Here is a 15,223-nt window from a genome sequence, read left to right as displayed (position 1 = left end):
ACGCGGATGCGTTGCTTAGGTCGCGGGCGCGCAAGAGATGCTTGCGCCCGCGGTTTCTTTTAGGCCGGCCGGTCCGGCACGTCCTGCTGGATGCGCATCGAGCGACGCGCCGACTTCGTCACGGTCCGTGATCGGCGTGAGGTGGGTCGCGCCGGCTGAAAGGCGGCTCGGCGCGGCGGTGGAGGCAACGGCGGTCCCGCCGATCGAGGGAAGCGTCGTACCCCGGCCGACGAGCAGTCGCCACATGCGCTGCGCGAGCGATGACGGCGCAACCGGGGCCGCGGGGACGATCGTCACGAGAGCGTGAGATGCGCGGCGACATGCCGAGACCAGCGCGAGGCCCTTGCGGTCGAGGCGGAAGACGTCGCCCGCCTCCAGCACCACGTCCTCGGTGCTGCCGCTCTGGGTCAACCAGACCGTGCCGTGCTGCACGCGCAAGACTGCGCCGCGAGCGTTCCGGATCTCCGCGAAGTCGTTGCGGGCGAGCCGGATCGGGGTCATCTCGTTCATCAGCGGTGCATTCATGGCTGCCTCCCTTGCCCGCGTGGGCGAAGAAGAATTCGGAACCTGCCCGGCGTTCGGTGGCGCGGTCGGAGAACGGTTCGGTCCTCACGCTGCCGCCGCACGATCTGGAGTGGCGCCGGGATTGGAAGCCAGTCTAGGGATCGGGTGTGGCAGGCGAACTTCACCGCGGGGCCGTTCGTGTTTCGTTTGTTTCAAGCAGGGGGAGGGCGAGAAACGAAGGCCGGAAGCGCCGCCCGGGCGGCTGAGAGGGTGGGCGCGATTGGCCGGAACCGGCGCCGCGCGCCGGGCGGTCCGGCTTTCGTGACGGAGGGCGTGTGCTAGCTTGAGGGAGTACGTCCCGGCGCTTGCGGCCGCCGCCTGCAGCGCGCCGCCAGAGGAAGGAGAGGGAGAGCTTCGATGACCCCCAAGGCCACCATCCTGATCGTCGACGATGAGCCGGACGTGCGCGAGGTGTTGGAGGAATACTTCATCGCCCACGGCTACGCCGCCCATTGCGCGGCAAGCGCCAGCGACGCCCGGGCGCTCGCCGGTCGGCATCCCATCGACCTCGCGCTGCTGGACATCTCCATGCCTGGCGAGGACGGCCTGAGCCTCGCGCGCCACCTGCGCGAGCGCTACCCGAGGATCGCCGTCGTGATGCTGACATCCGCCGGCACGGTGGTCGATCGCATCGTCGGGCTGGAGGTGGGCGCCGACGATTACGTCGCCAAACCCTTCGATCCGCGCGAATTGCTCGCCCGCGTCAAGAGCGTACTGCGGCGCACCTCGTTGGCGGCTGCAGCGGACCTGGGGGCGGAGCGGGTGCGCGTCGGACGATGCGTGCTCGATCTGGCCGCCCATCGCCTCAGGGACGACGAGGCCAACGAGGTCCCGATGTCGCCGCTCGAGTTCGATCTCCTGAAGGCGCTGGTCGAGAACCCGAACCGGGCGCTGTCGCGCGAACACATCCTGAACCTGAGCCAGCAGCGCGACGCCGACCCGTTCGACCGCAGCGTCGATCTGCGCGTCATGCGGGTGCGCAAGAAGATCGAGCCCGATCCCGAGCATCCGCGCTACATCCGCACTGTGCGCAACGCGGGCTATGTCTTCATCCCGAGCGGCGAGTGAGAAAAGATGGCTACAGGGCTGCGGGCGAAGTTGCAGTGGCTGCTCGGGTGCGTCGCGATCGTGCTGTGCCTGGCGGGCTGTGGGCGCGAACCGGAGTCGGCGCTGCGCATCGGCACCAACGTCTGGATCGGGAGCGAACCGCTCTACCTCGCGCGCGAGCTCGGTCAGCTCAATCCCGATGTCGTGCAGCTGGTGGAATATCCGTCGGCGAGCGAAGTGCTGCGCGCGTTTCGCAACCAGGCGATCGACGGCATGGTCATCAGCCTGGACGAGCTGTTCGGCCTCGCGGTGGATGGGCTGGAGCCGCGCATCATCCTGGTGGTGGACGTCTCCCACGGGGCCGACGTGGTCGTGGGCCGTTCCGGGATGCGCTCGATGAAGGACCTCCAGGGCAAGCCGGTCGCGGTGGAGAGCGGCGCCCTCGGCGCCTTCGTGCTGAGCCGCGCGCTGGCGCTGAATGGAATGCAGGCGGGCGACGTCACTGTCGTGCATCTCGAATCGAACGAGCAGCCGGGTGCGTTCGCGAAGGGGCAGGTGGACGGCGCCGTGACGTTCGACCCCTACCGCGCGCAACTGCTGCAGGCGGGCGCGACCACGTTGTTCGACAGCACGCAGATCCCCGGCGAGATCGTCGATCTCATCGCGGTGCGCGCCGGCGTCCTCGACACGCAGCCCAAGGCGATCCAGGCGCTGCTCACCGGCTGGTTCAATGCCATCGACTACCTGAAGCGCGAGCCGCAGGACGCGGCGCGGCGCATGGGAATCCGCCAGCAGACGAGCGGCGAGCAGTTCCTCGACGCGCTCAAGGGCCTGCACATTCCGTCGCGTGAGGAAAACCTGAAGATGATCGGCGGGGAGAACCCCGAGTTGGCGGTCAGTGGACGCCGGCTCATGGCGCTGATGCAGGAAGCGAAGCTGCTGCGCACCGGGGTGGAGATCGAGAAAGTCCTCGCGCCGGGACCATTGGCGAGTTTGCCGCCGTGAGTCTGCGCGTTCCGGCGTCGCTCCGGCTCACCGTCCCGCTCATCCTGCTGGTGTTCGCCGCGACGCTCAGCGCGTTCAACGTCATGTATCACGTGCCGCGCGCCGAGCAGGCCGCGGAGGAAGAGAGCCGCAAGCGCCTGGCGCAGGAGATGTCGCGGCTGCAGAGCACGCTGGAATACCTGCTGCTGAAGGGCGACGAGGAGATCGCGCAACGCGAGATCGCGGTGCTCGCGCACAACCACGACTACGTCGTCGTCGTCCTCTCCGACGATCGGCACGCCGTCATTGCGGCCACGCGCCGGGCGTGGCTGGGGCAGCAGGTGGCGGAGGTGTTGCCCGAGTTCGATCTCGAACAGGCCAACGGCGCCATCCGCGAACGTCGCGCCCGGGTCACCCACGATGCCGCCGGCAACGCGCTGCTGGGTTACGCCGGCATCCTGATGGGCAGCGAGCGCGAAGAGTTGCGGCCTTCCCGCGCCGGCAACCTGTTCATCGTCTATGACCTCAAGCGATCGAAGGCGGAAGCGCGCGCCCGCGTTCAGGAGCAGTCACTGTATTGGGCCGGATGGGTGATCGCGCTGGCGCTGGCGATGTGGCTCGCGTTTCATTTCCTCCTGACCCGCCGGACCGCGCAACTCGTCCGCGCTGCCGAACAACTTGCGGCGGGAAACCTGGCCGCCCGCAGCAACCTGCACGGGCGTGACGAACTCGGGCGGCTGAGCCGCGCCTTCGACGCGATGGCGTCCGAAGTGTCGGAGACACAGACCCGCCTGCGCCGCGACATCGCCGAACGCGCCCGCGTGCAGCAGGCCCTGGAGGACAGCGAGGAGCAGTACCGCGCGATGTTCAGCGCATCGATCGACGGACTCGCGCTGTGGAATTCCGCCGCCGAAATGGTCGACGCCAATCCGGCCCTGTGGAAGATCTACGGCTACACGGAGGAGGAGCACGCGGCCTCGCCGCTCAGCCGCTTCGTCGGGCCGTCCTACCATCCCGATCTGCTGCGCACGATCGCTGCCGGCGAACCATTGCATGTCGAACTCACCGACTTGCGCAAGGACGGCTCGACGCTCGAAGTCGAGGTCCACGGCATCCCGATGCAGTACCAGGGCAAGCCGCATGTCCTGATGATCACGCGCGATGTCACGGAAAAGAAGCGCTCCGAAGCGGAGCTCGCCCGCCATCGCGAAACCCTGCATCAGCGCGAGAAGCTCGCCGCGCTTGGTTCTCTGCTGGCCGGCGTCGCGCACGAGCTCAACAACCCGCTCTCGGTGGTCGTCGCCCGCGCGGTGCTGCTCGAGGAGCAAGGGGACGCGACGACGCGGACCGCGGCCGCCAAGATCCGCACTGCCGCCGAGCGCTGCGCGCGCATCGTCCGGACCTTCCTCGCAATGGCGCGGCAGCAGCAGCCCGAGCGGGGGCCTGTCGCGATCAACGAGGTCGTGTCCGCCGCCCTCGACATCACCGGCTATGCCGTCCGCACCAGCGGAATCGACGTCACGCTCGACCTCGCGGACGACCTCCCGCCCGTCCTCGCCGACACCGACCAGCTCCACCAGGTGTTCCTCAACCTGATCATCAACGCGCAACAGGCGCTGCAGGATCATCCCGGGCCGCGCTGGGTACGCCTGAGCAGCGCCTACGACGCGGGGCGCGACGTGATCCGCGTCGTCGTCGCCGACAACGGACCGGGTATCCCGGAAGCGCTTCGCGCGCGAATCTTCGAGCCGTACTTCACCACCAAGCCTGTGGGCATCGGCACCGGTGTGGGCCTCGCGGTGAGCCAAGGCATCGTCGAAGCCCACGGCGGCACGCTCACCGTCGATTGCCCGCCCGAAGGCGGCGCCGAATTCACCGTGACGCTCCCAGTCGGCAGCATCGAGGCGCTCGGTGTCGCGCCCCTGCCCCCCCCGAGGAAGAGCACGAGCGAGCGCTCGATCCTCGTGGTCGACGACGAACCGGAAATCCGCGAAACGCTGGCCGAGATCCTCGCGAGCCCGACCCAGCGGGTCGTCACCGTCAGCTCAGGCCGCGAAGCCCTCGAGCACCTCGCCGCCGAGCACTACGACGTCATCCTCACCGACATCCGCATGCCCGACCTCGATGGCCGGGCGCTGTACCAGGAAATCGAACGACGCTGGCCGCCGCTCGCCAAGCGCGTCGTCTTCGTCACCGGCGACACCCTGACCGACGCGCTGCGGGAGTTCGCAGCAGCGTGCGGACGGCCGGTGATCGAGAAGCCGTTTCTGCCGACGGAGGTGCGGGAGGTTGTTGCGGCGCTTGCTGTGGCGCCGTCGCTACCGGAGCCGCGGGGGCCTGGGGGGCAAGGGGCCTAAAAAGGAGCCGATCCCCCCTGCGGGCACTGTCTGGCGGGTCCGCATAGTCCGGCGGGCCCGGCGGCACGACGGAAGCGTTGCTTACGCCTCAGCCGTCATCCTCTGGATGGTTAAGCAAATCACCATCATAGGGATTCAAATACCCTGCCCCGCCAAGATCAGCGGAACTCCAGAGCGCACGCGGGACCGTCATCAGATGACAGGCGCCCACTGGGCCATCAGCGATTGGCTGGAAGCAACACGGCGCGTGTCGGTGTCGTTCTGTACAAGGCAGTGCCGAGTGGCGCTGGTGCCACAAGGTGGCCGGCCTGACCAGTACGGCAAACGCTGCATGTTGCGGCGCTGGTTGGTCGACCCCGAGTTCGACCCAGCGACCTGTCTGGGGATGAATTTTTTTGACGCGTTCGTGCACACAGGATCGCACCTTATGTTGGGCGCAGCCCATCAGTTTGAACAGGGACCGCGCCTTCGTATTGAGCACGAGCGCCTTGTCCGGCAATGCCGCAACCGGTTGTGGGATATGCCGAAGCTCTGCTCATCGCGCTCCGTCGATGGCCGGGGAGCGGTCAGACCGCTTCGGCAGTCCTGGGCATCCATTCTGTCACTGCATCTGCCATTTCCGCTCTAACTTGTGAATCCTTGCGGCCCGTTCGCGCGGGGACATGAAAGGAATGATCGGCTTCCTCGAAGAGCCTCAGTGTGGCCCGCGCGCCGAGTTGTTCGACGAGTGGACGCAGAAACGCGAGGTCTGCGTATTCATCACGCGTTCCCTGCAGGAACAGCATTGGGCAGCGCACTTCGAAGAGGTGCTTCCCGCGCTGGTCCGACGGCTGCCCGGGGGGATGCAGCGGGAAGCCCAGGAACACCAGGCCGCGAACGCCGGGAAGCGGCGCCGCGGCCTGCGCTTGTGACGTCATGCGTGCGCCGAACGACTTGCCGCCTGCCACCAGCGCAAGCCCGGGCACGAGGCGCGACGCTTCCGCGACCGCGGCGCGAACCGTGGCGTGGGCGAGTTCAGGCCGATCCGGCCGCTTCGAGCCCCGCTCCATGTAAGGGAACTGGTAACGCAGCGTCGCGACGTTGCGCGCTGCGAGCGCTTGCACGATGGCCGCCATGAACGGGTGCGCCATACCGGCGCCGGCGCCGTGCGCGAGCACGCAGCAAGTGGTCGCATGTTGAGGGCGCTGGAACAATCCGGACACGGACTGGGCAGCGTCGACGCGGATCGTCACGGGCCTCGCTTCGTCGTGGCTGCCGATCGTCGCATCGCCGCTGGCATGTGCTGTCATCATGGGGCTCCGGTTTGGTCGGACCGTTCGACATTCAACGCGAGCCGCCCGCTTCGTGCCACAGCTCGTCGAGGCGCCGCGCGAAGCGCGTTCCGAGCGCCTCGTCTTCGTGCATGAAGTAGACGTAGGCGCGATCGAGCGGCTGCACCGCGATGCGTTCGACCCAGGCACGCAGGTCGCCCTCGTCGTAATGCGTCCGTCGCAAACGGATGTACCCGCACTCAGCCGTGGACACGAAGGGTGTTTCCCCTTCGTCCGTGTCGGTGACGCAATAGATCGCGCCGCGCGAGCGCAGCGCCTCGAAGACCTCGTCGTCCTGCCATGAGGCGTGGCGAAACTCGAAGGCGTAGCGCCGGTCCGACGGCAACACCGCCAGGAAATCATTCAGCCGATGAAGGTCCTTCCGGAGAAACGGCGGCAACTGGAACAGCAGCACGCCGAGCTTGTCGCCCAGCGTGGCGGCGCGGCGCACGAATTCGGCGACGGCCGATTCGGCCTCGAGGAGGCGTTGCTCGTGCGTGATCCGTCGCGGCGCCTTGAGCGTGAAGGAGAACCCCGGCGGCACTTCCTGCGCCCAGTGCGCGAGCATCGACTCGGCCGGCATGCGGTAGAAGGTGTTGTTGATCTCCACCGTCGTGAAGCGCTCGGCGTAGTAGCGCAGCATCGCATCCGGATGGAGCTTCTCCGGATAGAAACAGCCGAGCCACTCCTTGTACGAAAAGCCGCTCGTCCCGCTCGACAATCGCATCGCTTCCGCTCCCGGGACTTGCCTCATGCCGTGCCGCACTGACGCCGTGCCGCCTTCGTCCGCGGGCAGGCGGGCGGAGGGGCGGACGGGCCGCCCGCAGCGGGTACGGACCCGCTTTTGGCGATTATATGCTTCGAAAGTAAGTTTGATGGAATGAGAAGCGGGCATCAGACAGGCTGACGACGCTTGCCTAGCATCGAGGAGGGGTGCTTATGTCAGCGTCAACTGATACCGGGCAATGCCACCACGTTCGCCCGAGCATCTCGGCGACTGCAATGTGGCCAATTCTGTACAGCCATATGTTGAACTCAACGGACCGTACTCGCTGGTAGCAGCCATTCATGTCGTGCTGTCGAACTTCCGCTTTGCGTCCGCGCCAGTTCGACGAACCGAGGACCTGTCGTTCGGCGACACTGCGCGCCGTGCGGCGCTTTCTGCAACACCGCCGCCACTCAGTCGCCGCAAGCTGGCCGGCAACTGAGGCCGAATATCCGCCTTTCGCTCGCCCCATCGCAAAAATGCGGCAGAACGCTGTCCCTCCACGCCGAAAAGGAAAAAAAGCCCGCTTACCGCGGGCGTCTTTTCTTTATTTGCTTAACGGGTTACTGCGAGCGCGAGTGACGGCAACTGCTTCTGCCGCCCGCTTCCAAATCCGAGCGAGCGAGCAACCAATCCCTCCCCGCCTACTCCACCGTCACCGACTTCGCCAGATTCCTCGGCTTGTCCACGTCCGTCCCCTTCACCAGCGCCGCGTGGTACGACAGCAGTTGCAGCGACACGACGTGCAGCACCGGCGACAGCATGCCGTAGTGCTCGGGCATCGGGAGGATATGTACGCCTTCGGACTCGGCGATTTCGCTCCCGGCGTCGGCGAAGACGTAGAGTTCGCCGCCGCGCGCGCGGACTTCCTGCAGGTTCGACTTCAGCTTTTCGAGCAGCTCGTCGGCGGGCGCGATCGCGATCACCGGCATGTCCTTGTCGACGAGCGCGAGCGGGCCGTGCTTGAGTTCGCCGGCGGCATAGGCTTCGGCGTGGATGTAGGAGATTTCCTTGAGCTTGAGCGCGCCTTCCATCGCGATCGGCCAGTGGCGGCCGCGGCCGAGGAAGAGGGCATGGTGCTTGCCGGCGAAGCGCTGCGCCCAGCGTTCGATTTCGGGTTCGAGTTCGAGGACTTTCTGCACCGCGACCGGCAGGTGGCGCAGTGCGCCGAGATGGCGGGCTTCGTCGGCTTCGGACAAGCGCCCGGCGAGGCGCGCGAGCGCGAGGGTCAGCATCGCGAGCGCGGCGAGCTGCGTGGTGAAGGCTTTCGTCGAGGCGACGCCGATTTCGGGGCCGGCACGGGTGATGAAGCGCAGGCTCGCTTCGCGGACGATCGCCGATTCGGGCACGTTGCAGATCGCGAGGGTGCGCGTCATGCCGAGGCTCTTCGCGTGCTTCAGCGCGGCGAGCGTGTCGGCGGTTTCGCCGGACTGCGAAATCACGACGACGAGCGTGTCGGGATCGGGCACGGATTCGCGGTAGCGGTATTCGCTCGCGATCTCGACGCTGCACGGCACTTTCGCGACCGATTCGAGCCAGTAGCGCGCGACGAGGCCGGCGTGATAGCTCGTGCCGCAGGCGAGGACGAGCACGCGCTGCACGCCGCCGAGCACGTCGGCCGCCTGGCTGCCGAAGAGCTGCGGGCTCACGGTGCCGCCGCCGCCGATGATCTCGAGCGTATTCGCGAGCGCCTGCGGCTGCTCGAAAATTTCCTTCTGCATGTAGTGGCGGTACTGGCCGAGCTCGACCGCGTCGGCGGACAGGCTCGACAGATGAACTTCGCGCTCGACCGGCGCGCCGTCGGGTCGCACGATGCGGTAGCCGCCGACGCGCAGTTCGGCGAGGTCGCCGTCTTCGAGGTACACGACCTTGCGCGTGACCTGGAGCAGCGCCGCGGTGTCCGACGCCGCGTACATGCCGTTGTCCGCGACGCCGAGTAAGAGCGGCGAGCCGCGCCGGGCGACGATCGCACGCTCGGGCTCGGCTTCGGCGATCACGCCGATCGCGTAGGCGCCGACGAGTTCGTTCGTCGCGAGGCGCACCGCCTCGAAGAGGTCCGGCTGCGAGCGCAGCTTGTAGTGGATCAGGTGCGCGATCGCTTCGGTGTCGGTCTCGGACTCGAAGCGGTAGCCTTCGGCCTGGAGTCTTTCCTTGATCGCCTCGAAGTTCTCGATGATGCCGTTATGGACGACCGCGAGTCCGCCGGAAATGTGCGGGTGCGCGTTGCGCTCGGACGGCACGCCGTGCGTCGCCCAGCGCGTGTGCGCGATGCCCATGCTGGCTTTGAGTTCCTTCGCGTCGGCGAGCGCGGCGAGTTCGGCGACGCGGCCGGTCGAGCGCAGGCGCTTCAGCCCGTCGCCGAGCACGGCGAGGCCGGCCGAGTCGTAGCCGCGATACTCGAGCTTGCGCAGCCCTTCGAGGAGGACGGGCACGACGTTGTCGGTCGCGATCGCTGTGACGATGCCGCACATGGTTCTTCTCCTGCCTTATTTTTTGACCGGCCGCTTCCAGCCGGGAATGCTGATCTGTCTCGCGCGCGACACGGTCAGTTCGCCGGCGGGTGCGTCCTTCGTCAGCGTCGTGCCCGCGCCGAGCGTCGCGCCGCGGCCGATGCGCACCGGCGCGACGAGTTGCGAGTCGGAGCCGATGAAGACGTCGTCCTCGACCGTCGTGCGGTACTTGTTCGCGCCGTCGTAATTGCAGGTGATCGTCCCGGCGCCGACATTGACGCGCGCGCCGATGTCGGCGTCGCCGATATAGGCCAGGTGGTTCGCCTTCGAGTGGTCGGCGATCGCGCTGTTCTTGACCTCGACGAAATTGCCCAGATGCACGCCGTCGCCGAGCGTCGTCCCGGGGCGCGTCCGCGCGTACGGTCCGATCACGCAGTCGCGGCCCGTCGTCGTGTCCTCGACGTGCGAGAACGGCGCGAGCCGGGTGCCGGCACCGAGGCGCGCGTTGCGCACGACGCAGTTCGCGCCGATGCGCACGTCGTCGGCGATCTCGACGTTGCCTTCGAAGACGCAGTTCACGTCGATCTCGACGTCGCGCCCGCAGACGATCTCGCCGCGCACGTCGATGCGTGCCGGGTCGAGCAGCGTGACGCCTTCGTCCATCAGCCGCGCGGCGATGTTGCGCTGGTGGATGCGTTCGAGTTCCGCGAGCTGCGGCTTGCTGTTGACGCCGAGCGTTTCCCACACCGCGTCGGGCGCGACGGTGACGATGTCGATGCCTTCGCCGACCGCCATGCCGATGATGTCGGTCAGGTAGTACTCGCGCTGCGCGTTGTCGTTGCCGAGCCGGCCGAGCCAGTCGCGCAGCCGCGCGACCGGCGCGACGAGGATGCCGGTATTGACTTCGCGCACGCGGCGCTCGTCGGCGCTCGCGTCCTTCTCCTCGACGATGCGCACGACCTTGCCCGTGGCGTCGCGCAGGATGCGGCCGTAGCCGGTCGGCTCGGGAAGTTCGACGGTCAGCAGTGCGAGCCGCTCGCTGCCCGCCGCGTCGCGCAGGCGGCGCAGCGTCGGCGCGCCGATCAGCGGTACGTCGCCGTACAGCACGAGCGCCATGCCGTCGGGGCCCAGATGCGGCAGCGCCTGCTGCACCGCGTGGCCGGTGCCGAGCTGCGGCTCCTGCAGCGCCCACGCGACGTCCGCGTCCTGCAGCCGCGCGCGGACCGCGTCGGCGGCGTGCCCGTAGACGACGCAGATCCGGTCGGCGTCCAGCGTTTGCGCTGCAGCAATGACATGTTCGAGCATCGGCCGGCCGGCGATCGGCTGCAGCACTTTCGGCAGCACCGAGCGCATCCGCTTGCCTCGGCCGGCAGCGAGGATCACAACTTGCATGGGCGTTCCGTCGGGAAAAAAACGGCGTCGATTCTAACATGCGGTCGTTTACCGCCCCGCCTTCGACACGGTTCGCTACAGTGCTCTGCGCACCGTGCCGCACTGCAGCAAAAATGTTGACGCAGATCGTGCAGCGGCACCGAGGCGATGGCTAGAATTCGCGCGTCGCTTCAAAACACAGGGCAGGACCATCATGACGCAAGCCGTCACCCAATTCATACAGAACCGCGTCTTCGACGAAATCCAGGTCGGCGACCGCGCCGAACTCGTGCGCACGCTGCGCCCCGACGACATCCACCTTTTTGCGGTGATGTCGGGCGACGTCAACCCGACGCATGTGGACACCGAGTTCGCCCGCTCGAGCCAGTTCCGTGAAGTCGTCGGCCACAGCATGTGGGGCAGCACGCTGATCTCGACCGTGCTCGGCACCGAATTCCCCGGGCCCGGCACCGTGTACGTGTCGCAGAGCCTGAATTTCTGGCGCCCGATCACGATCGGCGACACGCTGACGATCGGCGTCACCTGCCGCGAGAAATACGAACACAACCATCACATCGTCTTCGACTGCGTCGCGCTGAACCAGGACGGGCTGAAAGTCATCGACGGCACGGCCGAAGTGCAGGCGCCGACCGAGAAGATCAAGCGCGCGCGCATCAACCTGCCGGAAGTGATGATCTCGGACCGCGAGCTGCGCTACGGCCACCTGCTGTCGATCACCGCCGGCAAGTCGCCGATCCCAATCGCGGTCGCGCACCCGTGCGACCCGGAGTCGCTCCGCGGGCCGGTGCAGGCCGCGCAGGCGGGTCTCGTCGATCCGGTCCTCGTCGGCCCGGAAGCGAAGATCCGTGCGGTCGCGGAGCAGGAAGGGCTCGACCTGAAGGGTTTCCGCATCGTCGACGTTCCCCACAGTCACGCGTCGGCCGAGACCGCGGTCGCACTCGCGCGCGACGGTATCGTCGAGGCGCTGATGAAGGGATCGCTGCACACCGACGAGCTGATGAGCGCGGTGCTCTCGAAGACGGGCGGGCTGCGCACCGCGCGCCGCGTGAGCCACGTTTTCATGGCCGACGTGCCGACCTACCCGCACCCGCTCCTGATCACCGATGCCGCCGTCAACATCGAGCCGACGCTCGAGGAAAAGGTCGACATCATCCAGAACGCGATCGACCTCGCGCACGTGCTGGGCCTCGCCGAGCCGAAGGTCGCGATCCTGTCGGCGGTCGAGACCGTGACGTCGAAGATCCGCTCGACGATCGACGCCGCGGCGCTGTGCAAGATGGCCGACCGCGGCCAGATCAAGGGCGGCCTGCTCGACGGTCCGCTCGCGTTCGACAACGCGGTGTCGCTCGTCGCTGCGAAGACGAAGGGCATCCGCTCGCTCGTCGCCGGCAACGCCGACATCCTCGTCGTGCCGGACCTCGAGTCGGGGAACATGGTCGCGAAGCAGCTCGAATACCTCGCGAATGCACTGATGGCCGGCGTCGTGCTCGGCGCGCGCGTGCCGATCGTGCTGACGAGCCGCGCCGACACCGCCGAAACGCGCACCGCGTCGTGCGCGATCGCGCAGCTGATGGCGCACAAGAAGCGCGAGGCGGGGCTGGCATGAGAGCGGTCCTCGTCATCAACGCGGGATCGAGCAGCCTGAAGTTCGCACTGTTCGCGACCGAGCCGGAACTCGCGTCGAGCCCGGCGCTGTCGGGCCAGATCGAAGGCATCGGTGCGACACCCGAACTGTCCGCGAAGGACGCGCTCGGGCAGCGCTTCCACGAGCCGGTCAATGCCAGCGGAAGCCTCGACGAACAACACCGCGGCGCGCTGACCCACCTCTTCGGCTGGCTCGCCGCGCACAACCCTGCGCTCGACATCGTCGCCGCCGGTCACCGCATCGTGCATGGCGGCGAACTGCACAGCGCGCCGGTGCGGCTCAACGAATCCGTGCTGCGCGACCTCGACCGCTTCGTCGCGCTCGCGCCGCTGCACCAGCCGCACAACCTGCGCGCAGTGCGCGCGGTCACCACGTTGATGCCGGACATCCCGCAGGTCGGCTGCTTCGACACCGCGTTCCACCGCACGCAGCCCGCACTCGCGCAGGCGTTCGCGCTGCCGCGCTCGATCACCGCCGAAGGCGTCAAGCGCTACGGCTTCCACGGACTGTCGTACGACTACGTCGCGCGCCAGTTGCCGGAAGTCGTCGGCGAACGCTCGGGCGGCGCGGTGCTGATCGCCCACTTGGGCAACGGCGCGTCGATGTGCGCGCTGCGCGACGGCCGGAGCGTCGCCTCGACGATGGGCTTCACCGCGGTCGACGGCCTGATGATGGGCACCCGCACCGGCAGCCTCGACCCCGGGGTGCTGCTGTACCTGCTGGAACAGAAAGGCATGGACGCGAAAGCGCTGACGCGCCTGCTCTACAAGGAGTCGGGGCTGCTCGGGGTGTCGGGTATCAGCCAGGACATGCGCACGCTGCTCGCGTCCGATGCGCCTGCAGCGAAGGAGGCAGTCGATCTCTTCTGCTACCGCATCGCGCGCGAAATCGGCTCGCTCGCGGCAGCGGCGGGCGGGCTCGACGCGCTCGTCTTCACCGGCGGCATCGGCGAACACGCGGCGCCGGTGCGCGCGCAGGTCGCGACGCTGTCGGCGTGGCTGGGCGTGAAGATCGACGCCGAGGCGAACTCCGCACACGCGAGACGGATCGACGCCCCGGACAGCCGCGTCGCGGTCGCGATCGTCCCGACGAACGAGGAAGGGATGATCGCGCGCTACACCGCGGAGCTCCTCGCGCTGTAGGCGGCAGGGGTCGCGACGAAAAGCAAAGGCGGCCGAGGCCGCCTTTTTCATCATGTACTGCTCGAACCCGCCGGCCCCGCTTAAGGGCGGTCCGCGTGGTTCAGCGCGGCAGGACGCTCTCGCCCATCAGGAACTGGTCGACCTCGCGGGCGCATTGACGCCCCTCGCGAATCGCCCACACGACCAGCGACTGGCCGCGGCGGACGTCGCCGGCAGCGAACACCTTCGGCGAAGTCGTCGCGTAACAGCCGGCGCCGTCGGTCGTCGCCTTCGCGTTGCCGCGGCCGTCCTTCTCGACGCCAAACGCATCGAGAAGGCTCGCCACCGGGTTCGTGAAGCCCATCGCGAAGAACACGAGATCCGCCTTCACGTCGAACTCGGAGCCCGGCACCTCGGACATCTTGCCGTCCTGCCATTCGAGCCGGACGGCCTTGAGGCCCTCGACCTTGCCGTCGGCGCCGTAGAACGACGTCGTCGCAACCGCGAAGTCGCGCTCGCAGCCTTCCTCGTGCGACGACGAGGTGCGGAACTTGATCGGCCAGTACGGCCACGTCAGCGCCTTGTTCTCCTGCTCGGGCGGCATCGGCATCAGCTCGAACTGCGTCACGCTCGCCGCACCGTGGCGGTTCGACGTGCCGACGCAGTCGGAGCCGGTGTCGCCGCCGCCAATGACGACGACGTGCTTGCCTTCGGCCGAGATCGGATTCGGTGCGCCGCCGGCGACCGCCTTGTTCTGCGGGATCAGGAATTCGAGCGCGAAATGCACCCCGTCGAGCTCGCGCCCCGGCACCAGCAGGTCGCGCGGCACTTCGGAGCCGCCGGCAAGGATCACCGCGTCGAACTCCTTCTTCAGCGTCTCGGCATCGATCACTTCCTTCGCATCGTTGACGATGCCCGCCGGCACGTCCGCCGAGCCGACGACGACGCCGGTGCGGAACGTCACGCCTTCGGCCTGCATCTGCTCGACGCGGCGGTCGATCAGTCCCTTCTCCATCTTGAAGTCGGGGATGCCGTAGCGCAGCAGGCCGCCAATGCGGTCGTTCTTCTCGAACACGGTCACGTCGTGGCCGGCGCGCGCGAGTTGCTGCGCGGCGGCGAGACCGGCCGGGCCCGAGCCGACGACCGCGACCGTCTTGCCGGTTTTCGCCTGCGGCGGACGCGGCGCGACCCAGCCCTCTTCCCACGCCTTGTCGATGATCGCGTGCTCGATCGACTTGATGCCGACCGGGTCCGCGTTGATGTTCAGCGTGCAGGCGGCCTCGCACGGCGCGGGGCAGATGCGGCCGGTGAACTCCGGGAAGTTGTTCGTCTGATGCAGCACTTCGATCGCCTGGCGCCACTGGTCGCGATAAACGAGGTCATTCCAGTCCGGAATGATGTTGTTCACCGGGCAGCCGCTGTTGCAGAACGGAATGCCGCAATCCATGCAGCGCGCGCCCTGCACCGCCGCCTCCTCGTCGGTCAGGCGCATGACGAATTCCTTGTATTTCGTCACGCGCTCGGCAACGGGCTCGTAGGCCTCGGAAAGACGCTGATACTCCAGAAATCCCGTGGGCTTGCCCATTT

The 15,223-nt window shown here is 67.6% G+C and carries 12 protein-coding genes; 6 read left to right on the top strand and 6 right to left on the bottom strand.

Translation table 11 applies throughout. From position 1 onward, the window contains the following. Positions 1-15 precede the first annotated feature (15 nt). On the bottom strand, positions 16-525 hold the full coding sequence (locus V6M37_RS08430; RefSeq protein WP_332672279.1) for a DUF2917 domain-containing protein: 510 nt from the start codon (positions 523-525) through the stop codon (positions 16-18). A 396-nt stretch (positions 526-921) separates the two neighbouring features. Here V6M37_RS08430 and V6M37_RS08425 point away from each other — a divergent pair, with 396 nt between their 5' ends. The 3 genes from V6M37_RS08425 to V6M37_RS08415 are packed head-to-tail and all read left to right on the top strand — an operon-like array spanning position 922 to position 4,952. After that, positions 922-1,632, top strand: coding sequence for a response regulator (locus V6M37_RS08425; protein ID WP_332672277.1), 711 nt, complete (start codon positions 922-924; stop codon positions 1,630-1,632). Between the two features lie 6 nt (positions 1,633-1,638). Continuing rightward, on the top strand, positions 1,639-2,616 hold the full coding sequence (locus V6M37_RS08420; protein ID WP_332672275.1) for an ABC transporter substrate-binding protein: 978 nt from the start codon (positions 1,639-1,641) through the stop codon (positions 2,614-2,616). Further along, on the top strand, positions 2,613-4,952 hold the full coding sequence (locus V6M37_RS08415; protein WP_332672274.1) for an ATP-binding protein: 2,340 nt from the start codon (positions 2,613-2,615) through the stop codon (positions 4,950-4,952). Before V6M37_RS08420 ends, V6M37_RS08415 begins: the two co-directional genes overlap by 4 nt. Before the next feature lie 566 nt (positions 4,953-5,518). Here the strand turns inward: V6M37_RS08415 and V6M37_RS08410 are convergent. Further along, a complete protein-coding gene (locus tag V6M37_RS08410; RefSeq protein WP_332672272.1) occupies positions 5,519-6,244 on the bottom strand; it encodes an alpha/beta hydrolase family protein in 726 nt (241 codons plus the stop codon). 31 nt (positions 6,245-6,275) lie between these two features. Then, entirely contained in the window at positions 6,276-6,989 is a 714-nt protein-coding gene (locus V6M37_RS08405) for a DUF72 domain-containing protein (protein ID WP_332672271.1), read from the bottom strand. Positions 6,990-7,227: 238 nt separating this feature from the next. On the opposite strand from V6M37_RS08405, the gene V6M37_RS08400 reads away from it, so the two are divergent. Then, complete coding sequence (locus tag V6M37_RS08400) at positions 7,228-7,470, top strand: hypothetical protein (protein WP_332672269.1); 243 nt, start codon at positions 7,228-7,230, stop codon at positions 7,468-7,470. A gap of 202 nt (positions 7,471-7,672) precedes the next feature. Here V6M37_RS08400 and glmS read toward each other — a convergent pair whose 3' ends face one another. After that, positions 7,673-9,499: a glutamine--fructose-6-phosphate transaminase (isomerizing) gene (glmS, locus tag V6M37_RS08395; RefSeq protein ID WP_332672267.1), complete on the bottom strand. Its 1,827-nt coding sequence runs from the start codon at positions 9,497-9,499 to the stop codon at positions 7,673-7,675. Positions 9,500-9,514: 15 nt separating this feature from the next. Continuing rightward, positions 9,515-10,870 (bottom strand): bifunctional UDP-N-acetylglucosamine diphosphorylase/glucosamine-1-phosphate N-acetyltransferase GlmU, encoded by a 1,356-nt coding sequence (gene glmU / locus V6M37_RS08390; RefSeq protein ID WP_332672266.1) that lies wholly within the window; start codon positions 10,868-10,870, stop codon positions 9,515-9,517. Positions 10,871-11,063: 193 nt separating this feature from the next. Between glmU and V6M37_RS08385 the strand changes: the two genes are divergently transcribed. Both V6M37_RS08385 and V6M37_RS08380 read left to right on the top strand, forming a co-directional pair. Beyond that, positions 11,064-12,476 (top strand): bifunctional enoyl-CoA hydratase/phosphate acetyltransferase, encoded by a 1,413-nt coding sequence (locus V6M37_RS08385; protein WP_332672265.1) that lies wholly within the window; start codon positions 11,064-11,066, stop codon positions 12,474-12,476. After that, positions 12,473-13,657, top strand: a complete 1,185-nt coding sequence (locus V6M37_RS08380) for an acetate/propionate family kinase (protein ID WP_332672263.1) — start codon at positions 12,473-12,475, stop codon at positions 13,655-13,657. Before V6M37_RS08385 ends, V6M37_RS08380 begins: the two co-directional genes overlap by 4 nt. A 100-nt stretch (positions 13,658-13,757) precedes the next feature. Here the strand turns inward: V6M37_RS08380 and V6M37_RS08375 are convergent, their stop codons facing one another. Continuing rightward, positions 13,758-15,221, bottom strand: a complete 1,464-nt coding sequence (locus V6M37_RS08375; protein ID WP_332672262.1) for a glutamate synthase subunit beta — start codon at positions 15,219-15,221, stop codon at positions 13,758-13,760. Between the last annotated feature and the right edge of the window lie 2 nt (positions 15,222-15,223).

Origin of the sequence: Aromatoleum sp. (assembly GCF_036675785.1) — a bacterium.
Classification (GTDB): Bacteria; Pseudomonadota; Gammaproteobacteria; order Burkholderiales; family Rhodocyclaceae; genus Aromatoleum.
The sequence above is the reverse complement of the archived record's forward strand: the minus strand, read 5'-3'. Positions and strand labels throughout refer to the sequence as shown.